The sequence below is a fragment of the Allobosea sp. OK403 genome, from assembly GCF_900113835.1.
Classification (GTDB): domain Bacteria; phylum Pseudomonadota; class Alphaproteobacteria; order Rhizobiales; family Beijerinckiaceae; genus Allobosea.
Genome location: NZ_FOQV01000021.1, coordinates 1 through 20,701, shown reverse-complemented (window position 1 = coordinate 20,701; position 20,701 = coordinate 1). Strand labels below are relative to the sequence as shown.

Below are 20,701 nucleotides of genomic sequence, written 5' to 3'. Positions count from 1 at the left end.
GACAACATCGGCGCGCTGCTGCGCGGCACGAAGCGCGAGGACGTCGAGCGCGGGCAGATCCTGTGCAAGCCGGGTTCGGTGAAGCCGCACACCAAGTTCAAGGCCGAGGCCTACATCCTGACGAAGGAGGAGGGCGGTCGTCATACGCCGTTCTTCACCAACTACCGCCCGCAGTTCTACTTCCGCACGACGGACGTGACCGGCGTGGTGCACCTGCCTGAGGGCACCGAGATGGTGATGCCTGGCGATAACATCGCCATGGAAGTGCACCTGATCGTGCCGATCGCGATGGAGGAGAAGCTGCGCTTCGCCATCCGCGAAGGTGGCCGCACCGTCGGTGCCGGCGTTGTTGCTTCGATCATTGCCTGATCGATTGGATCAGGTCCGAGTTTGGGAAAGGGCGGTGGAAACACCGCCCTTTTCTGTTTTTGTCCATGCCCTTGCCGCGCAGCCGGCCCGCCGAAGCGTTATGCGCCGCCTGCGAATTCCATGCTCTAGATTTGCCTGAGAGAGCGGGCTCAGCCGCTCCGATCATGGAGGAGCATGCCCGATGCATTTCAAGCCACCCTTTCCCGGCATCCATTCGATCGTCTTCGCCCTGTTTGACGCGCAGGAGCGGCTGGATCGCGATGCGATGCGCCGGCAGACTGAGATCAGCCTCGATCTCGATGTGCAGGGCATGGCGGCGCTTGGCCTCGCCACCGAAGTCTCGAAGCTCACCGTTGCCGAGCGCTGCACGGTCATGGAGTGGATGGCGGAGGATGTTGCCGGCCGCAAGCCGCTCGCCTTCACCATCTTCGGCGCGTCGGTGGCGGAGCAGATCGATCTCGTCCGCGTCGCGGAGCGGAATGGCGCCGATTGGGTGATTCTCCAGCCGCCCATGGTCGGCAGCTTCGGCGCAGCCGAGTATATCCGCTTCTTCGGGCGTGTCGCCGAGGCAACCTCGTTACCGGTCGCGATCCAAAACGCCCCTACCTATATGGGCCGTGGTCTGTCGGCGGAAGACATCCGCGAACTGGTGCGGCAGCACCCGAACATCTGCCTCATCAAGGGAGAGGGTTCCGTCGTCGAGATCGAGCGGCTGATCGCGGTCACCGAAGGGCGCCTGCCCATCCTGAATGGTCGAGGAGGGCTCGAATTGATCGACAATTTCCGGGCCGGCTGCGTCGGCATGATCCTGGCGCCGGACACGATCGACTATGCTCTGCGCGCCTATGAGCGCTATATTGCGAGGGATGAGGCGGAGGCCGAGGCTATCTATCGGGAGGTGCTGCCGGCCATTACCTTCATCATGCAGTCGATCGAGGCCCTGCTCTGCTATGGCAAGCGGATATTCGGGGCGCGGGCGGGGATTGCCATCCATGATCGCGGCCCGGCGCTGCGGCCGACGGAATTTGGCCTGAAGCTGGTCGAGCGTTATGCCAGGGAACTCGGACCCTATCGCACGGGATGACGATAGGCTGCGTTTTCGACTTGAAAACCTCCGCGCCTTGAGGCAAAGCATCGCCGACTACAGGGGTGTAGCTCAGTTGGTAGAGTACCGGTCTCCAAAACCGGTTGTCGTAGGTTCGAGCCCTACCGCCCCTGCCAGTCCCGCATGAAGCCGGTTTCCGGCGCCGGTTGGTTCTGTAGATCGCCGATGACGCAGAACATCTACGATACGCCGGCTTTCTTCAGCGCCTACAGCCAGCTGCCACGTTCGCTTCACGGCCTCGACGGCGCGCCCGAATGGCCGGTGCTGCAAAGCTTCCTTCCCGATCTGCGTGGCCTCAGGGTTCTCGATCTCGGCTGCGGCTTTGGCTGGTTCTGCCGCTGGGCGAGGGCGAACGGCGCGGTGAGCGTGCTCGGCGTCGATGTCTCCGAGAACATGCTGGCAAGGGCACGGGAAGAGACCGGGGACAAGGCCGTCAGCTATGAGCGCGCCGATCTGGAGCGCTTCGCGCCTGCACCCTGCAGTTTCGATTTCGCCTATAGCTCGCTTGCCTTTCACTATCTGACGGATCTGGGCGGGTTGCTCGAAAGGGTCGGCCAGGCGTTACCGCCTGGCGGCATGCTGGTCTGCTCGGTCGAACATCCCTTGATGACGGCTCCCGCTCATCAGGGCTGGTCGCTCGATCCCGACGGGCAGCCGGCCTGGCCGGTGAACGGCTATCTGGCGGAAGGGCCACGCAGGACGGACTGGCTGGCGAAGGGCGTGATCAAGCAGCACCGCACGATCGCGACCTATCTCGACCTCATGCTCCGAGCCGGCTTTGCCCTGACGCATTGCGTGGAATGGGCTCCGAGCGAAGACCAGGTCGCGGCCCATCCGGAATGGGCGAAGGAGCGGGAGCGGCCATCCTTCCTGCTGCTGGGCGGCAAACGCCTCTAGCTCCTGGCCAAGGCTGCTCGCAGGCCCTTGAAAAGGCGCTTGGCTAACGCTGCGGCCCGTTGTAAGAGGCACGTCATGACGGCGCGCGGCTCCACGAGCCCCGCGCCGCGAATGTTTCAGGACGGCCGATTCGGCCTTCGGCGAAGGCCGGAGCGCGGTTTTGGAACCCGAGGTGATACGATGGCTAAGACCAACCCCTTCAGCTTCCTGCAGGACGTTCGCACCGAAGCGACGAAGGTCACCTGGCCGTCTCGGCGCGAGACGCTGATCACGACGGGCCTCGTGCTCGCCATGGTGGTCGTCTCGAGCCTGTTCTTCCTTTTCACCGATACGATCATTCGTTGGTCGCTCGGCATCATCCTCGGCGCACGCTGAACGGAATCAGACACGTGACAACTCGCTGGTACATCGTCCACGCCTATTCCAACTTCGAGAACAAGGTCGCGCAGTCGATCCGCGATCAGGCGGCGCAGCGCAATCTCGCCGACAAGTTCGACGAGGTCCTGGTGCCGACCGAGAAGGTCGTCGAGGTTCGGCGCGGCCGCAAGGTCGATGCCGAGCGCAAGTTCTTCCCCGGTTATGTGCTGGTGAAGTGCGAGATGACCGATGAGGTCTATCACCTGATCAAGAACACGCCGAAGGTCACCGGCTTCCTGGGCGCCGACAAGGCCAAGCCCATGCCGATCCCCGAGGTCGAGGCGATGCGGATCAAGGGCCAGGTCGCCGAGGGCATCGAGCGGCCCAAGCCGACGGTCGTCTTCGAGATCGGCGAGCAGGTGAAGGTCTCCGACGGGCCCTTCGCCTCGTTCAACGGCGTGGTCGAGGATGTCGATCACGGCCGCGCCCGGCTCAAGGTCGCCGTCTCTATCTTCGGCCGCGCGACCCCGGTCGAGCTCGAATACGGCCAGGTCGAGAAGCTCTGAGCATTACCTGACAAGGCTCGGCGGGCCGCGTGCCCACCGGGTCGTCGTGGTTAACGGCTCCTTCACCCGCTTGCCGCAAGGTCCGCGCCTGACGATCTGGCGCGGGTGGCATGTTTCCAAAGTCCTTCAGGGCGACTGTCGATCAGCGTCTGGCGCTCTGGGGCGCCATGCTCGGCTTGATTGCTTGCCTGTTTGCCGCGACCGAGTTCGTCGGAGCCAGCCGGCTGTCCGAGTTTTCGCGCGATCTTGTCGCGCGCGTGGCTGCTGCCGATGCGATGGCGACGACGAGCCCCGCCTATCAGCGCGTGATCAACGCCCTGTTGCCCGATAATGGCGCCGTGCCGGAGCGAGCCGATATCGAATCGGTGGAAAGTGCCACGGCTGGCGTCGCCACGTCGCTCGACGGGGACGTTCGAATGCGCGCCGAGGAGGCCGTCGTGCTGCTGCACCAGCTGGCCCGGTTTGCAGCCACGGATCGCAAGGCCGCGCGCGTGGCGCTTCGCGAATCCACCGTCAAGCGCAACGAGTTGCGCATGGCCCTGAACCAGGGCGTTGGCGCGGTCGCCGGCCGGCTCGCCTACCACGTCGATAATGCGCGCCAGAACAAGGTCCTGCTCTCGTTGCTGGCCATGTTCATGGTCGTGATGATCGTGACGCTCGAATATCGCTGGCTGGTCAAGCCGATCATCGGCATGGCCCGGGCGCTCGGCACGAGCGAGCGAGACCAGGCCTGGCTCGACAAGGTCGCGATGCGCCGCGACGAGATCGGCATGCTCGGTCGCGCCTTGGCGACGCATCTCGGCGAGCAGCGCTCGCAGCAAGCCGCGGCGGCTGCGCGGCTCTCCTCCCTGGCGGAGGAGATCGCCAGGCAGGAGCGGATTCAAATCCATAGCGTCGCTTTCCAGGAGCGCATCGCCGCGATCGCGTCCGCGCTGGAGCAGCATGCCGCGCGGATGTCGGGGGCGTCGGGCGAACTCGCTCGTCTGTCCGGCTCCGTCGATGCGCAAGCGGCCGCGGCCGCACAGTCGACGCAGCGCGCCTCGTCCCATGTCGACGACGTCGCCCGTTCCATCGCCGAGGTGTCGACGCTCCTGGCCAACACGACCGGCGAGGCACAGGCGACCTCGGCCGTGGCCGAAGCTGCCAAATCCCTGGTTTCGGCGGCCGCCGATGACAATGTCGAGTTGGCGGAGGCGGTACGCAGCATCGACCAGGTCATCGACGTCATCGAACAGGTGGCGAGCAAGACCAATCTGCTCGCCCTCAACGCGACGATCGAGGCCGCGCATGCGGGCGAGGCCGGGCGTGGCTTCGCCGTAGTGGCTGCCGAGGTCAAGCAGCTCGCCAACCGGACAGCGCAAGCGACGGAGGAGGTCCGGCGCGGGCTGGCGGCGATCCGTGCGGCGGCCGGCGGCATGTCGGAGCGCGTCGGCGCGCTGGTCGCCTCGGTTGATCAGGTCGACCGTGCGGCTGCGGCGATTTCGGGACTGGCCCAGCGCCAGGAGGCGAGCTCGCGCTCGATCAGCAGCAGCACGGCCAAGACGGCGGGCGATGTCCGGCTCGCTGCGGAGCAGGTCGGGCAAGTCGCCGGCATGGTCGAGAGCTGGCGGCGGACCGGGGAGGTCGCGACGCTGGCCTCGGCCGATCTCGATCGCAAAGCTTCCGAGCTGCGTGAGGCGGTCGATGCCTTCATCGTCGAGACGCATGGAATGAGAGCATGAGCGCGCCAGTCACGCGCGGAAGCGCGAAAGCTCTCGCGCCGATCCATGTCGTCGAGGGGCAGGGGCAGCGGATGTTCCCGGCCATTTCGAAGCTGTTGCATTGGCTGACGGCTGGGCTTGTGCTCGTCATGTTCGCGACTGGCGTCTTGATGAAGCAGATCGGTGATGGACCGCTGGCGGACGCATTCTACACCTTCCACAAGACGGCTGGGGTGAGTTTGCTGGGGCTCGTCCTGTTGCGGCTTTGCTATCGGGTCTTCGCGCAGCTGACGGGGCGTTGGCGCCGGGGGGCGGGTAGCCATGTTGTCCATGGCATTCTCTATGCGGGGTTGATCCTGACGCCGCTGTTGGGCTTGGCCGGCATATCCGACTATGGCGCGCGCGATGTCTATTTCGGCCTTTCGCTGCCGCCGGTCTGGCCTGAGGGGGCGGGCTACGCGGATCAGCTGTTCAGGAGCCATGCCTGGCTCGCTTTCGGCTTGATTGCGCTGGTCGTGGCGCATATCGGCATTGCGCTGGGGGACTTCATTCAGCGCGGCAGCACGCGCGCCGCCTTGCCACCGGGCAAGATGACGCAGCCGGAAAGTGCTTTCCCTTCCGCTTCGAATATGCAATAGCCCGCGCCTCACTTGCGTGGGAGGCCGGCCGGTCGCCAACCGGATCACCCTGCCGCACCACGCTCTGCAACCACCCTGACCCCGAGCGAAGCAGTTCGCGGGCAGGGCGTCGTCGTTCCGATAGGCGTCGGAGCGGACGGCAGGAGCAGCCATCATGGCAAAGAAGATCACGGGTTACGTGAAGCTTCAGGTTCCGGCGGGCGCGGCCAATCCGTCGCCGCCGATCGGTCCGGCGCTGGGTCAGCGCGGCCTCAACATCATGGAATTCTGCAAGGCCTTCAACGCGAAGACCGCGCAGATGGAAAAGGGCATGCCGATCCCGGTGATCATCACCGCGTATCAGGATCGCTCCTTCACCTTCGAGATGAAGCAGCCGCCGGTCTCGTACTGGCTGAAGAAGGCCGCTGGCCTGACTGCCGGCTCGAAGACGCCTGGTCGCGGCGGCAATGTCGGCAAGGTCACCGTCGCTCAGATCACTGAGATCGCCGAGAAGAAGATGGCCGATCTCAACTGCGATTCGATCGAATCCGCCTCGTCCATGATCAAGGGCTCCGCCCGGTCCATGGGCCTGGAAGTCGTGGGCTGAGGGGAAACAGACGATGGCACATGTCGCAAAGCGCGTCGTGAAGGCCCGTGAGGGCATCGACCGCACCAAGCTCTACCCGCTCGATCTCGCTGTCGCGATGGTCAAGGAGCGCGCCAACGCCAAGTTCGACGAGACCGTTGAGGTCGCGATGAACCTGGGTGTCGATCCGCGTCACGCCGACCAGATGGTTCGTGGCGTCTGCAACCTGCCCAACGGCTCGGGCCGCGTCCTGCGCGTCGCTGTGTTTGCTCGCGGCGCCAAGGCGGAAGAGGCCAAGAAGGCCGGGGCCGACATCGTCGGTGCCGAAGAGCTGGTCGATCTTGTCTCCAAGGGCACGATCGAGTTCGATCGCTGCATCGCGACCCCGGACATGATGCCGCTGGTCGGCCGTCTCGGTAAGGTGCTGGGTCCGCGCGGCCTGATGCCGAACCCGAAGGTCGGCACCGTCACCATGGACATCACCACCGCGGTTGCGGCGTCCAAGGGCGGTTCGGTCGAGTTCCGCGTCGAGAAGGCCGGCATCGTGCATGCGGCCGTCGGCAAGGTCTCGTTCACGGCCGACAAGCTCGCCGAGAACATCAAGGCGTTCGCCGATTCCGTCGCCAAGGCCAAGCCTGCCGGCGCCAAGGGCACCTATATCCAGCGCGTCGCGATTTCCTCGACCATGGGTCCGGGCGTCAAGATCGAGCCCAACACGGTGATGGGCGGCTGAGAGGCCTGACGGCCGGCTTCACGCCGGCCGTTGCCCGGACTTGATCCGACGGGGTCAAGTCCCCACTTGGCAGAAGCAGGCGAAAGCGTTAAGACGCAGGCCTGTTTCCATAAGTGATGTGGGCTCCAGCGTGCTTCGCACGAGGGGGTCCGTTTCGCGTTTTTCGGCGGTTTGCCGCCGAAGAATGGATGTTTGGGGCGCGGAGAGCGATCTTTGGGCCCGAATCATCCAGTCCTGTCTGAGACTGCAGGTGCTCCTCGGCTTCGGCTGGGGGCATAATTTCGCCAAGAGGCCTGCATAGACGGTGCAAGAGCTCAAGCGGGATCGCAAGGTCCCGAAGACGGTTCGAACCATCTCGCCCGATCGCGGCCGGCAACGGTCAAGAGCGGGGACAGGGCACTGAGCGTCGCTCTTATACAGCGCCGGTGTCAACCGGGGTTTCTTGAGAGCGACACGTGCAACCGGCGGCAAGCCCTCAAGCCTGCCGCCTACCGGAGAGAGCCCAGTGGATAGAACGGCAAAGAATGATGCCGTCGCGACGCTGAACGGTGTGTTTGCGAACACGTCGGTCGTTGTCGTGGCCCACTATGCGGGTTTGACGGTGGCCCAGTTCCAGAAGCTTCGTCGTGAGATGAAGGCCAATGGCGCCACCGTGAAGGTCGCAAAGAACCGGCTGGCCAAGATCGCTCTTGAAGGCACCGACGTCGCGTCCATCAGCAATCTGCTGACGGGTCCCACCCTGATCGCTTATTCCAACGATCCGGTCGCGGCGCCGAAGGTCGCCACCGCTTTCGCCAAGGAGAACGACAAGCTCGTCATCCTCGGCGGCGCGATGGGCAAGACCGCCCTGAACCCCGACGGCGTCAAGGCCCTGGCCACGATGCCCTCGCTCGACGAACTGCGCGCCAAGTTGCTCGGCCTGCTTCAGGCTCCTGCAACCAAGCTTGCCCAGCTCTCGACCGCGCCTGCTGCGAAGCTCGCGCGCGTGTTTCAGGCATATGCCGACAAGGATGCGGCCTGAACGGCCAGTTACCCCTGATCAACGTTCGAACCTCTTTTACGTAGGAACTTAACCATGGCTGATCTTGCTAAGCTCGTTGACGAGCTGTCGTCCCTCACGGTCCTCGAGGCCGCCGACCTCGCCAAGCTTCTCGAAGAGAAGTGGGGCGTTTCCGCCGCTGCCGCCGTTGCGGTTGCCGGCCCCGCCGCTGGTCCCGCTGCGGCTGCTGTCGAAGAGCAGACCGAGTTCAACGTCATTCTTGCCGCCGCCGGCGACAAGAAGATTGAAGTCATCAAGGAAGTCCGCGCCATCACCGGCCTGGGCCTCAAGGAAGCCAAGGATCTGGTCGAGGCCGCTCCGAAGGCTGTCAAGGAAGCGGTGACCAAGGACGAGGCCGAGAAGCTCAAGAAGCAGCTCGAGGCCGTCGGCGCCAAGGTCGAGCTCAAGTGAGCTGGGCCGGCGTAATGCCGGTCCGACCCTAGTCAACACAGACAGTCCCGGGGCGGTTCTCCGCCTCCGGGGCTGTTGCGTCGTTTCCGTACTTGCGTGCGGACAGGTTGAGAAAGCTTCCGACGCAACTTTGCGTTGTGAGGCTCCAGTTCAGATGATGTCGGCGCGATGATGCGCCGAACGGCTCACCCGGCGGCCAAGCCGCCTCTCCTGCGGCAGACTGCCGGGTGAGCCGTCCGAGAGATTGCGAGGAACAAAATGGTCAATTCGCTCCAGGGCCGCAGGCGCGTCCGCAAGTTCTTCGGAAAACTCAAGGAAGTGGCGCAGATGCCGAACCTCATCGAGGTTCAGAAGGCGTCCTACGACCAGTTCCTGATGGTCGACGAGCCCAAGGGCGGCCGCGGCGACGAAGGCCTGCAGTCCGTCTTCAAGTCGGTCTTCCCGATCGGCGATTTCTCGGGCGCTTCGCTGCTCGAATTCGTCAAGTACACCTTCGAGCCGCCGAAATACGACGTCGACGAGTGCCGCCAGCGCGGCATGACCTTCTCTGCGCCGCTCAAGGTGACGCTGCGCCTGATCGTGTTCGATATCGATCCCGACACCCAGGCGAAGTCGGTCAAGGACATCAAGGAGCAGGATGTCTACATGGGCGACATGCCGCTCATGACCGATAACGGCACCTTCATCGTCAACGGCACCGAGCGCGTCATCGTCTCGCAGATGCACCGTTCGCCGGGCGTGTTCTTCGACCACGACAAGGGCAAGACCCATTCCTCGGGCAAGCTGCTCTTCGCCGCGCGCATCATCCCGTATCGCGGGTCCTGGCTCGACATCGAATTCGACGCCAAGGACATCGTCTACGCCCGCATCGACCGGAAGCGTAAGATCCCGGTCACGTCGCTGCTGTTCGCGCTCGGCATGGACGGCGAGGAGATCCTCAGCCGCTTCTACGCCCACATCAACTATGTCCGCGATCCCAAGGGCTGGCGCGTTCCCTATGATGCGGAGCGCATGAAGGGCTTCAAGGCCACCGCCGACATGATCGACGCCGACACCGGCGAGGTCGTGGTCGAGGCCGGCAAGAAGCTCGTCGCGCGTACCGCCCGGCAGCTCGCCGAGAAGGGCCTCAAGTTCCTGCGTGCCACGGACGAGGACCTCTACACCCAGTACATCGCCGAGGATCTGGTCAACCCCGCGACCGGCGAAGTCTTCGCCGAGGCCGGCGAGGAGATCACCGAGAAGTCGCTGAAGCTGCTCACCGATGCGGGCTTCGACGAGATCCCGGTGCTCGACATCGACCACATCACGGTCGGCCCCTACATCCGCAACACGCTCAACGTGGACAAGAACTCGCGCCGTGAAGAGGCGCTGTTCGACATCTACCGCGTGATGCGTCCCGGCGAGCCGCCGACGCTCGAGACCGCCGAGAACATGTTCCAGTCGCTGTTCTTCGACGCGGAGCGCTACGATCTCTCGGCCGTCGGCCGCGTCAAGATGAACATGCGCCTCGACCTCGACGCCGAGGACACCGTGCGCATCCTGCGCAAGGAGGACATCTTTGCGGTCGTCAAGGCGCTGGTCGACCTGCGCGACGGCAAGGGCGAGATCGACGACATCGACCATCTCGGCAACCGCCGCGTCCGCTCGGTCGGCGAGCTGATGGAGAACCAGTATCGCCTGGGTCTGCTGCGCATGGAGCGCGCCATCAAGGAGCGCATGTCCTCGGTCGACATCGACACGGTGATGCCGCAGGACCTGATCAACGCCAAGCCGGCGGCTGCCGCGGTGCGCGAGTTCTTCGGCTCGTCGCAGCTCTCGCAGTTCATGGACCAGACCAACCCGCTCTCGGAAGTCACGCATAAGCGTCGTCTTTCGGCGCTTGGACCGGGCGGTCTGACCCGTGAGCGCGCCGGCTTCGAGGTGCGCGACGTGCACCCGACCCATTACGGCCGCATCTGCCCGATCGAGACGCCGGAAGGCCCGAATATCGGTCTGATCAACTCGCTCGCCACCTTCGCGCGGGTGAACAAGTACGGCTTCATCGAGAGCCCCTATCGCCGCATCCGCGACGGCCGCCAGACCGACGAGATCATCTATCTCTCGGCGATGGAGGAGGCGAAGTACAACGTCGCCCAGGCCAATGCCGCGACCGACAAGGAAGGCCGTCTCACCGACGACCTGATCGTCTGCCGCCGCGCCGGTGAAGTCATCGTCACGCCGGTCGACAAGGTCGACTTCATGGACGTCTCGCCCAAGCAGCTCGTCTCGGTCGCTGCGGCGCTGATCCCGTTCCTTGAGAACGACGACGCGAACCGCGCGCTGATGGGCTCGAACATGCAGCGCCAGGCGGTGCCGCTGGTTCGCGCCGACGCGCCTTTCGTCGGCACCGGCATGGAAGCCGTCGTGGCCCGTGACTCGGGTGCTGCGATCGCTGCCCGCCGTGGCGGCGTCGTCGACCAGGTCGATGCGACGCGTATCGTTATCCGCGCCTCCGACGAGATGGACCCGACCAAGCCCGGCGTCGACATCTATCGCCTGCAGAAGTTCCAGCGCTCCAACCAGTCGACCTGCATCACGCAGCGTCCGCTGGTGCGCGTCGGCGACATCATCAAGAAGGGTGACATCGTCGCCGACGGCCCGTCGACCGAGTTCGGCGAGCTCGCGCTCGGCCGCAACGTGCTCGTCGCGTTCATGCCGTGGAACGGCTACAACTTCGAGGACTCGATCCTGCTCTCGGAGAAGATCGTCTCGGAAGACATCTTCACCTCGATCCATATCGAGGAATTCGAGGTCATGGCCCGCGACACCAAGCTGGGTCCGGAGGAAATCACGCGCGACATTCCGAACGTCTCGGAAGAAGCGCTGAAGAACCTGGACGAAGCCGGTATCGTCTATATCGGCGCCGAAGTGGCTGCTGGCGACATCCTCGTCGGCAAGATCACGCCCAAGGGCGAAAGCCCGATGACGCCGGAAGAGAAGCTGCTGCGTGCCATCTTCGGCGAGAAGGCCTCGGACGTGCGCGACACCTCGCTGCGGGTGCCGCCGGGCGTGCAGGGCACGATCGTCGAAGTGCGCGTGTTCAACCGCCATGGCGTCGACAAGGATGAGCGCGCCCAGGCGATCGAGCGCGAGGAGATCGAGCGTCTCGCCAAGGACCGCGACGACGAGCAGGCGATCCTCGACCGCAACACCTTCGCCCGTCTCGCCGACATCCTGAACGGCAAGACCGGTCTTGCCGGCCCCAAGGGCTTCAAGAAGGACACGGTCATCACCCGCGAGGGCATGAGCGAGTTCCCGCGTTCGCAGTGGTGGCTGTTTGCGGTCGGCGACGATCCGTTGATGACCGAGATCGAAGCGATGCGGAAGCAGTACGACGAGTCGAAGAAGCGCCTCGAGCAGCGCTTCCTCGACAAGGTCGAGAAGCTGCAGCGCGGCGACGAGCTGCCTCCGGGCGTGATGAAGATGGTCAAGGTCTTCGTCGCGGTGAAGCGCAAGATCCAGCCGGGCGACAAGATGGCCGGCCGTCACGGCAACAAGGGTGTGGTCTCGCGCATCGTTGCGGCCGAGGACATGCCGTTCCTCGAGGACGGCACCCATGCCGACATCGTGCTGAACCCGCTGGGCGTGCCTTCGCGCATGAACGTCGGCCAGATCCTGGAGACCCATCTCGGATGGGCCGCTGCAGGTCTGGGCAAGCAGATCGGTGCCGCGCTCGACGCCTATAAGAAGGGCCATGACGTCAAGGCGCTGCGGGCTTCGTTCGACGCTGTCTACGACGACAACGAGATCATCGCGTCGATGGACGAGAACGAGCTCGTCGAGATGGGCCAGAACCTGCGTCGCGGCGTGCCGATGGCGACGCCGGTGTTCAACGGTGCCAAGGAGGCCGATATCGAGCGGCTGCTGGAGCAGGCGGGGCTTCACTCGTCCGGCCAGTCGACGCTCTATGACGGCCGTACCGGCGAGCCCTTCGACCGCAAGGTCACGGTCGGCTACATCTACATGCTGAAGCTGCACCACCTGGTCGACGACAAGATCCATGCCCGTTCGATCGGCCCGTACTCGCTCGTCACCCAGCAGCCGCTGGGCGGCAAGGCGCAGTTCGGCGGTCAGCGCTTCGGCGAGATGGAGGTCTGGGCGCTCGAGGCTTACGGCGCCGCCTACACGCTGCAGGAAATGCTGACGGTGAAGTCGGACGACGTCGCGGGCCGCACCAAGGTCTACGAGTCGATCGTGCGCGGCGAGGACAACTTCGAAGCCGGCATCCCCGAGAGCTTCAACGTGCTCGTCAAGGAAATGCGCTCGCTCGGCCTCAACGTCGAGTTGATCAGCAACAAGGTGAAGCCGGGCGAGTTGCCGCCGGCTGAAGCGGCTGAATAAGGCAATCGGCAATCGGCAGTCGGCAATCGTGAGTGCGACTGCCGACTGCCTACTCCCGACTGCCATTTGAAGATTTTTCGCCGGGAAGGGGTTTTGTCCCCACCGGCCAGAGGAGACAGGCGATGAAGCAAGAGGTCATGAACCTTTTCGGCCAGCAGCCGGTGCAGCAGGCCTTCGACGCGATCAAGATCTCGATCGCGAGCCCGGAGAAGATCCTGTCCTGGTCCTATGGCGAGATCAAAAAGCCGGAGACCATCAACTACCGGACTTTCAAGCCCGAGCGCGACGGCCTGTTCTGCGCCCGCATCTTCGGGCCGATCAAGGACTACGAGTGCCTGTGCGGCAAGTACAAGCGCATGAAGTTCAAGGGCGTCATCTGCGAGAAGTGCGGCGTGGAAGTCACGCTTGCGCGCGTCCGGCGCGAGCGCATGGGCCATATCGAGCTCGCCGCTCCCGTTGCGCATATCTGGTTCCTGAAGTCGCTGCCCTCGCGCATCGGTCTTCTGATGGACATGCCGCTCAAGGATCTCGAGCGCATTCTCTATTTCGAGTCCTATGTCGTCATCGAGCCGGGCCTGACGCCTCTCAAGGACCGTCAGATCCTGTCCGAGGAAGAGTATGTCCGCTGCCAGGAAGAGTATGGCGCCGACACCTTCACGGCGATGATCGGCGCGGAAGCCATCCGCGAGATGCTGCGCGCGCTCGACCTCGACCAGATCAACGCCGATCTCAAGCATGAGATCGCGACGACGACGTCGGAGCTGAAGCCCAAGAAGCTGATGAAGCGCCTCAAGATCATCGAGGCGTTCCAGCAGTCCGGCAACAAGCCGGAATGGATGGTCATGACCATCATTCCAGTGATCCCGCCCGATCTGCGCCCGCTGGTGCCGCTCGACGGCGGCCGCTTCGCGACCTCCGACCTGAACGACCTCTATCGCCGGGTGATCAACCGCAACAACCGCCTGAAGCGGCTGATCGAACTGCGCGCGCCCGACATCATCATCCGCAACGAGAAGCGGATGCTGCAGGAATCGGTCGATGCGCTGTTCGATAACGGCCGCCGCGGCCGCGTCATCACGGGCGCCAACAAGCGTCCGCTGAAGTCGCTCGCCGACATGCTGAAGGGCAAGCAGGGCCGCTTCCGCCAGAACCTGCTCGGCAAGCGCGTCGACTATTCCGGCCGTTCGGTCATCGTGGTCGGCCCGGAGATGAAGCTGCACCAGTGCGGGCTGCCCAAGAAGATGGCGCTCGAGCTGTTCAAGCCGTTCATCTATGCGCGCCTCGACGCCAAGGGTTACTCGACCACTGTCAAGCAGGCCAAGAAGCTGGTCGAGAAGGAGAAGCCCGAGGTCTGGGACATCCTGGACGAGGTCATCCGCGAGCATCCGGTGCTGCTGAACCGCGCCCCGACGCTTCACAGGCTCGGCATCCAGGCTTTCGAGCCGGTGCTGATCGAAGGCAAGGCGATCCAGCTTCACCCGCTGGTCTGCGCCGCCTTCAACGCCGACTTCGACGGCGACCAGATGGCCGTGCACGTTCCGCTGTCGCTGGAAGCGCAGTTGGAAGCGCGCGTCCTGATGATGTCGACCAACAACATCCTGCACCCGGCCAACGGTCTTCCGATCATCGTGCCGTCGCAGGACATCGTGCTCGGCCTCTACTATCTCTCGATCGTCTCTGACGGCGAGCCGGGCCAGGGCAAGATCTTCGGCGATTTCGGCGAACTCGAATACGCGCTGCACGAGAAGGTCGTGACGCTGCATTCGAAGATCAAATACCGCTGGACCGGCGTCGATCAGGACGGCAAGTCCTACACCAAGATCTACGACACCACGCCTGGCCGCGTCATTCTCTCGACCGCGCTGCCCAAGCACCCGAACATGACCTTCGACGTCAGCAACCGCCTGATGACGAAGAAGGAAATCTCGGGAATGATCGACGCCGTCTATCGCGGCTGCGGTCAGAAGGAATCGGTGATCTTCTGCGACCGCATCATGTCGCTGGGCTTCACCCACGCCTTCAAGGCCGGCATCTCCTTCGGCAAGGACGACATGGTCGTGCCGGAGAACAAGTGGGAGATCGTCGACACCACCCGCGCGCTCGCCAAGGATTACGAGCAGCAGTACCAGGACGGCCTGATCACTCAGGGCGAGAAGTACAACAAGGTCGTCGACGCCTGGGCGAAGTGCTCCGACAAGCTCGCCCAGGAGATGATGGCCCGCATCTCGACCGTGAAGAAGGACGAGAACGGTCGCGATAAGCCGATCAACTCGATCTACATGATGAGCCACTCCGGAGCGCGTGGTTCGCCGGCCCAGATGAAGCAGCTCGCGGCGATGCGCGGCCTGATGGCCAAGCCCTCGGGCGAGATCATCGAGTCGCCGATCATCTCGAACTTCAAGGAAGGCCTCGACGTTCTCGAGTACTTCAACTCGACCCACGGCGCCCGCAAGGGCCTCGCCGATACCGCGCTCAAGACGGCCAACTCCGGCTATCTCACGCGCCGTCTCGTCGACGTGGCGCAGGATGCCATCATCTCCGAGGTCGATTGCGGCTCGGAGAGCGGCATCAAGATGCGCGCCATCATCGACGCGGGTCAGGTCGTCGCTTCGCTCGGCATCCGCATCCTCGGCCGCTCGGCGGCGGAAGATGTCGTCGACATCGACGGCAAGGTCCTGGTGCCGAAGGGCACGATGATCGACGAGCACCACATCGAGGCGATCAACGCCGCCGGTGTGCAGGAGGTGAAGATCCGTTCGGTGCTGACCTGCGCCACCAAGAACGGCGTCTGCGCCACCTGCTACGGACGCGATCTTGCTCGCGGCACGCCCGTCAACATGGGCGAAGCCGTCGGCGTCATCGCGGCGCAGTCGATCGGCGAGCCGGGTACGCAGCTCACCATGCGCACCTTCCACATCGGTGGCGCGGCGACGATCGCCGACCAGTCCTTCGTCGAGTCGAACTTCGAAGGCGTGGTCAAGATCCGCAACCGCAACCTCGCCCGGAATTCGGACGGCGACCTGATCGCAATGGCGCGCAACATCGCCGTCGTGATCGTGGGGCCGGACGGCGCCGAGCGCGCGGTTCACCGCGTCCAGTTCGGCTCGAAGCTGCGCATCGACGAGGGCGACAAGGTCAAGCGCGGCCAACGCCTGATCGAGTGGGATCCCTATTCCCGCCCGATCCTGGCAGAGGTCGACGGCTCCGTCGGCTTCGAGGACCTGGTCGACGGCATGTCGATCACCGAGACGACCGACGAAGCGACGGGCATCAACAAGCGCGTCGTCATCGACTGGCGCGGCTCGGCCCGTACGTCCGATCTGCGCCCGGCTCTGACGGTGCATGGCCCGGACGGCAAGATCGCCAAGCTCGCGCGTGGCGGTGAAGCCCGCTACATCCTGCCTGTCGACGGCATCATCTCGGTCGAGCCCGGCTCCCATATCAAGGCGGGTGACGTGCTGGCCCGTGTCTCGACGGATTCCGCCAAGACCCGCGACATCACTGGCGGTCTGCCGCGGGTGGCGGAGCTGTTCGAGGCGCGTCGTCCCAAGGATGCGGCGATCATCGCCGAGAAGGCCGGCGTCATCGGCTTCGGCAAGGACTACAAGAACAAGCGCCGGGTCACGCTGACCCCGCATGACGGTTCCGAGGGGCTCGAGTACCTGATCCCCAAGGGCAAGCACATCCATCTCCAGGACGGTGACGTCGTGGAGACGGGCGACTACATCCTCGACGGCAACCCGGCCCCGCACGACATCCTGGCGATCAAGGGCGTCGAGGAGCTGGCGGCTTATCTGGTGAACGAGATCCAGGAGGTCTATCGCCTCCAGGGCGTGGGCATCAACGACAAGCACATCGAGGTCATCGTACGGCAGATGCTGCAGAAGATCGAAATCACCGAGTCGGGCGACACCGACATCCTGACCGGTGACCAGGTCGACCGCATCGAGCTGCAGGAGATCAATGCGAAGATGAAGGAGGAGGGCAAGAAGCCCGCTTCCGGCGTCCCCGTGCTGCTCGGCATCACCAAGGCGAGCTTGCAGACGCGCTCCTTCATCTCGGCGGCGTCGTTCCAGGAGACCACACGCGTCCTCACCGAGGCGGCGGTCAACGGCAAGTACGACACGCTGGAAGGCCTCAAGGAGAACGTCATCGTCGGCTCGCTGATCCCGGCCGGCACCGGCGCGCAGGTCGCCCGCATCAAGCAGGTGGCAACGCGTCGCGACGATCTCATCGTCGGTCAGAAGGCCGATGCGGCGGCGAAGGCTGCTGCTTCCGCGGCCAAGGCTGCTGCGGCTGCCGTTGCGGCGGCGCTGCCCGCGGCCGAATAACGGCGCTTTGACGCTTGATCGTTACGAAATGGCCGCCTTCGGGCGGCCATTTTGCTTTGTGGGGAAGGGCGCTTGACCCGTTGCCGCGGCTGAATATGCTGTTTGAGCCGCGTGCAGGGCGAAGTCGCCAGAATTGGGGTTGACGCGACTCGTATGCCGAGTCATAAGCGCGCCACTATCGAAGGTTGTCGGACACGTTTGTCGCTTGCCTCGTTGCGAGCGAATGTCGCGACCGAAACGCCTTCGGAATTCCAGCGTCGATTGACGACATGGTGAGAAGCATGAATGCGGAGTGATCCGTGTTCCTCTGCTGGCGAATGCGCCTGAGGTTTCCCTGCCGGGAGCCGATGGCGCAGTTTCGTTTGTGCCATGGCTTCGCTTGATCTGGACCGTCGATTTAGAGATTTCCAAACGCTCAGTGGAGCGAGAGGCCAGAATGCCGACAATCAGCCAGCTCATTCGCAAGCCGCGTTCGCCCGTCAAGGCGCGCAACACCGCTCCGGCGCTTGAATCCTGCCCGCAGAAGCGCGGCGTCTGCACGCGCGTTTATACGACGACGCCGAAGAAGCCGAACTCCGCGTTGCGTAAGGTTGCCAAGGTGCGCCTGACCAACGGCTTCGAAGTGATCGGCTATATTCCTGGCGAGGGTCACAACCTCCAGGAGCACTCGGTCGTCATGATCCGCGGCGGCCGCGTCAAGGACTTGCCCGGCGTGCGCTATCACATCCTTCGCGGTGTGCTCGACACGCAGGGCGTGAAGAACCGTAAGCAGCGCCGTTCGAAGTACGGTGCCAAGCGTCCGAAGTGAGTTCTGCCAGACTGGCGGGGTGATGAGCCCGAGCCTGTTCGCAGCTTTTGAGATTTGACCGGAGACTAGACGATGTCCCGCCGCCATAGCGCTGAAAAGCGTGAGATCATTCCCGATCCGAAGTTCCACGATATCATCGTGACGAAGTTCATGAATTCGGTGATGTACGAAGGCAAGAAGTCGACCGCCGAGCGGATCGTCTACGGTGCCTTCGATATCATCGAGGGCAAGCTGAAGAGCGACCCGCTCGCCGTCTTCAAGAGCGCGCTCGAGAACGTCGCCCCGGCGATCGAGGTCCGTTCGCGTCGCGTCGGCGGCGCCACCTACCAGGTTCCGGTCGAGGTTCGCACCGAGCGCCGTCAGGCGCTGGCGATCCGCTGGCTGATCACGGCTGCTCGCGGCCGCAACGACAAGACGATGGTCGAGCGGCTCTCCTCGGAGCTGATGGATGCCGCCAACAACCGCGGAAATGCCGTGAAGAAGCGTGAAGACACGCACCGGATGGCGGAAGCCAACCGCGCCTTCTCGCATTATCGCTGGTAACCGTTCGTCAGACTAGGAAAGACAGAGCGCTCCTATGGCACGCACTCATCCCATCGACCGATACCGTAATTTCGGCATCATGGCGCATATCGACGCCGGCAAGACGACGACGACCGAGCGCGTGCTGTATTACACCGGCAAGTCGCACAAGATCGGCGAAGTCCATGACGGCGCCGCCACCATGGACTGGATGGAGCAGGAGCAAGAGCGTGGCATCACGATCACCTCGGCTGCGACCACCTGTCTGTGGCGCGAGCATCGCCTGAACATCATCGACACCCCCGGCCACGTCGACTTCACCATTGAAGTCGAGCGTTCGCTGCGCGTGCTCGACGGCGCCGTCTGCGTGCTCGACGGCAACCAGGGCGTCGAGCCCCAGACCGAGACCGTCTGGCGCCAGGCCGACAAATACGACGTGCCGCGCATCGTGTTCGTCAACAAGATGGACAAGACCGGCGCCGATTTCTATCGCTGCGTCCAGGACATCATCGACCGCGTCGCCGGCAAGCCGGTGTGCCTGCAGATCCCGATCGGCTCCGAGTCGGATTTCGCTGGCGTCGTCGACCTGATCAAGATGAAGGCGATCGTCTGGAACGGCGAAGCGCTGGGCGCTTCCTTCGAAGAGAAGGAGATCCCCGCCGATCTCGCCGAGAAGGCCGCTGAATACCGCAACAAGCTCGTCGAAGCCGCCGTCGACATGGACGATGCGGCCATGGAAGCCTATCTCGAAGGCACCGAGCCCGACGCCGAGACGCTGCGCAGGCTGATCCGCACCGCGGTGCAGCGCCGCGCTTTCCATCCCGTGCTCTGCGGCTCGGCCTTCAAGAACAAGGGCGTCCAGCCCCTGCTCGACGCGGTCGTCGACTTCCTGCCCTCGCCGGTCGATCGTGGCGAGATCAAGGGCATCGACTTCAAGACCGAGGAAGAGACCGTTCGTCACCCGACGGACGAGGATCCCTTCTCCATGCTCGCCTTCAAGATCATGGACGACCCCTTCGTCGGCACCATCACCTTCTGCCGCGTCTATTCGGGCAAGATCGAGACCGGCGCAGGCGTCATCAACTCGACCCGCGACAAGAAAGAGCGTGTCGGCCGCATGCTGCTGATGCACGCGAACAACCGCGAAGACATCAAGGAGGCTTTCGCCGGCGACATCGTCGCCCTGGCCGGCCTCAAGGACGTCCGCACCGGCGACACGCTGTGCGACCCCGTCAAGGCGGTCATCCTGGAGCGCATGGAATTCCCCGAGCCGGTCATCACGATCGCGATCGAGCCGAAGTCCAAGGCCGACCAGGAGAAGCTTGGCCTGGCTCTGGCGAAGCTCGCCAACGAGGATCCCTCGTTCCGCGTTTCGACCGACCAGGAGAGTGGCCAGACCATTCTCAAGGGCATGGGCGAGCTGCATCTCGACATCAAGGTCGACATCTTGCGCCGGACCTACAAGGTGGACGCCAATATCGGCGCTCCCCAGGTGGCCTATCGCGAGACGATCACCAAGAAGGCCGAGATCGACTACACCCACAAGAAGCAGACCGGCGGTACCGGCCAGTTCGCCCGCGTCAAGCTGGTGATCGAGCCGAATGAGACCGGCAAGGGCTTCGAGTTCGAGTCGAAGGTCGTCGGCGGAACGGTTCCGAAGGAATACATCCCCGGCGTCGAAAAGGGCCTCAATTCGGTCATCGGCTCCGGCGTGATCGCCGGCTTCCCGGTCGTCGACGTCAAGGTCACGCTGATCGACGGCGCCTTCCACGAGGTCGACTCCTCGGCGCTTGCCTTCGAAATCGCCTCGCGCGCTGCTTTGCGTGAAGGCCTGCAGAAGGGCGGCTCCGTGCTGCTCGAGCCGATCATGAAGGTCGAAGTGGTGACCCCGGAAGACTATACCGGTTCGGTCATCGGCGATCTGAACTCGCGCCGTGGCCAGATCCAGGGCCAGGACATGCGCGGCAACGCGGTCGTCGTCAACGCGATGGTCCCGCTCGCCAACATGTTCGGCTACGTCAACCAGCTGCGCTCGTTCAGCCAGGGACGTGCCAACTACACGATGCAGTTCGACCACTACGAGCAAGTGCCTTCGGCGGTCGCCGCCGAGGTCCAGGCCAAGTACGCCTGAACCGACAAAACTATTCGCTGAACATTGAAAACGACCTGACGGACGGAGGCTACGATGGCCAAAGAGAAATTCGCGCGCACGAAGCCGCATTGCAACATTGGAACGATTGGTCACGTCGACCATGGCAAGACGTCTTTGACGGCAGCGAT

Annotated in this window: 16 protein-coding genes, 1 tRNA gene and 1 pseudogene; all 18 read left to right on the top strand. The window is 63.9% G+C overall.

What is annotated here, in order from left to right; translation table 11 throughout:
- Positions 1 to 369 (top strand): annotated as a pseudogene (gene tuf / locus BMZ97_RS30410) (elongation factor Tu); the annotation flags it as partial.
- 181 nt (positions 370 to 550) lie between these two features.
- Entirely contained in the window at positions 551 to 1,453 is a 903-nt protein-coding gene (locus BMZ97_RS30405) for a dihydrodipicolinate synthase family protein (protein WP_092178553.1), read from the top strand.
- Positions 1,454 to 1,514: 61 nt separating this feature from the next.
- Positions 1,515 to 1,590, top strand: a tRNA-Trp gene (locus BMZ97_RS30400).
- A 49-nt stretch (positions 1,591 to 1,639) separates the two neighbouring features.
- Positions 1,640 to 2,371: a class I SAM-dependent methyltransferase gene (locus BMZ97_RS30395; protein WP_175525806.1), complete on the top strand. Its 732-nt coding sequence runs from the start codon at positions 1,640 to 1,642 to the stop codon at positions 2,369 to 2,371.
- Between the two features lie 180 nt (positions 2,372 to 2,551).
- A complete protein-coding gene (gene secE / locus BMZ97_RS30390; RefSeq protein ID WP_069692168.1) occupies positions 2,552 to 2,746 on the top strand; it encodes a preprotein translocase subunit SecE in 195 nt (64 codons plus the stop codon).
- 14 nt (positions 2,747 to 2,760) lie between these two features.
- Positions 2,761 to 3,294, top strand: coding sequence for a transcription termination/antitermination protein NusG (gene nusG, locus BMZ97_RS30385; protein ID WP_069692167.1), 534 nt, complete (start codon positions 2,761 to 2,763; stop codon positions 3,292 to 3,294).
- A gap of 110 nt (positions 3,295 to 3,404) precedes the next feature.
- The gene (locus tag BMZ97_RS30380) at positions 3,405 to 5,015 is read left to right on the top strand and encodes a methyl-accepting chemotaxis protein (RefSeq protein ID WP_092178550.1); all 1,611 of its coding nucleotides are present in this window, start codon (positions 3,405 to 3,407) and stop codon (positions 5,013 to 5,015) included.
- Positions 5,012 to 5,632, top strand: a complete 621-nt coding sequence (locus BMZ97_RS30375) for a cytochrome b (RefSeq protein WP_092178548.1) — start codon at positions 5,012 to 5,014, stop codon at positions 5,630 to 5,632. The genes BMZ97_RS30380 and BMZ97_RS30375 overlap by 4 nt, the downstream gene beginning before the upstream one ends.
- Positions 5,633 to 5,786: 154 nt before the next feature.
- Positions 5,787 to 6,218, top strand: a complete 432-nt coding sequence (gene rplK / locus BMZ97_RS30370; RefSeq protein ID WP_069692166.1) for a 50S ribosomal protein L11 — start codon at positions 5,787 to 5,789, stop codon at positions 6,216 to 6,218.
- 13 nt (positions 6,219 to 6,231) lie between these two features.
- Positions 6,232 to 6,930 carry a 50S ribosomal protein L1 gene (gene rplA / locus BMZ97_RS30365; RefSeq protein WP_069692165.1) on the top strand — a complete coding sequence of 233 codons (699 nt, stop codon included), beginning with the start codon at positions 6,232 to 6,234 and terminating at the stop codon, positions 6,928 to 6,930.
- 505 nt (positions 6,931 to 7,435) lie between these two features.
- The gene (rplJ, locus tag BMZ97_RS30360; RefSeq protein WP_092178546.1) at positions 7,436 to 7,951 is read left to right on the top strand and encodes a 50S ribosomal protein L10; all 516 of its coding nucleotides are present in this window, start codon (positions 7,436 to 7,438) and stop codon (positions 7,949 to 7,951) included.
- A 54-nt stretch (positions 7,952 to 8,005) separates the two neighbouring features.
- Entirely contained in the window at positions 8,006 to 8,380 is a 375-nt protein-coding gene (rplL, locus tag BMZ97_RS30355) for a 50S ribosomal protein L7/L12 (protein WP_092178544.1), read from the top strand.
- Positions 8,381 to 8,638: 258 nt separating this feature from the next.
- The gene (gene rpoB, locus BMZ97_RS30350) at positions 8,639 to 12,760 is read left to right on the top strand and encodes a DNA-directed RNA polymerase subunit beta (protein ID WP_092178542.1); all 4,122 of its coding nucleotides are present in this window, start codon (positions 8,639 to 8,641) and stop codon (positions 12,758 to 12,760) included.
- Between the two features lie 122 nt (positions 12,761 to 12,882).
- Entirely contained in the window at positions 12,883 to 17,091 is a 4,209-nt protein-coding gene (gene rpoC, locus BMZ97_RS30345; protein ID WP_092178540.1) for a DNA-directed RNA polymerase subunit beta', read from the top strand.
- A 436-nt stretch (positions 17,092 to 17,527) separates the two neighbouring features.
- Complete coding sequence (gene rpsL / locus BMZ97_RS30340) at positions 17,528 to 17,899, top strand: 30S ribosomal protein S12 (RefSeq protein ID WP_038358286.1); 372 nt, start codon at positions 17,528 to 17,530, stop codon at positions 17,897 to 17,899.
- A 72-nt stretch (positions 17,900 to 17,971) separates the two neighbouring features.
- Positions 17,972 to 18,442 (top strand): 30S ribosomal protein S7, encoded by a 471-nt coding sequence (gene rpsG / locus BMZ97_RS30335; RefSeq protein ID WP_092178538.1) that lies wholly within the window; start codon positions 17,972 to 17,974, stop codon positions 18,440 to 18,442.
- Between the two features lie 34 nt (positions 18,443 to 18,476).
- Positions 18,477 to 20,552, top strand: coding sequence for an elongation factor G (fusA, locus tag BMZ97_RS30330; RefSeq protein WP_092178536.1), 2,076 nt, complete (start codon positions 18,477 to 18,479; stop codon positions 20,550 to 20,552).
- 54 nt (positions 20,553 to 20,606) lie between these two features.
- On the top strand, positions 20,607 to 20,701 hold a 95-nt coding region (locus tag BMZ97_RS31070; RefSeq protein WP_139221393.1), incomplete at its 3' end, for a GTP-binding protein.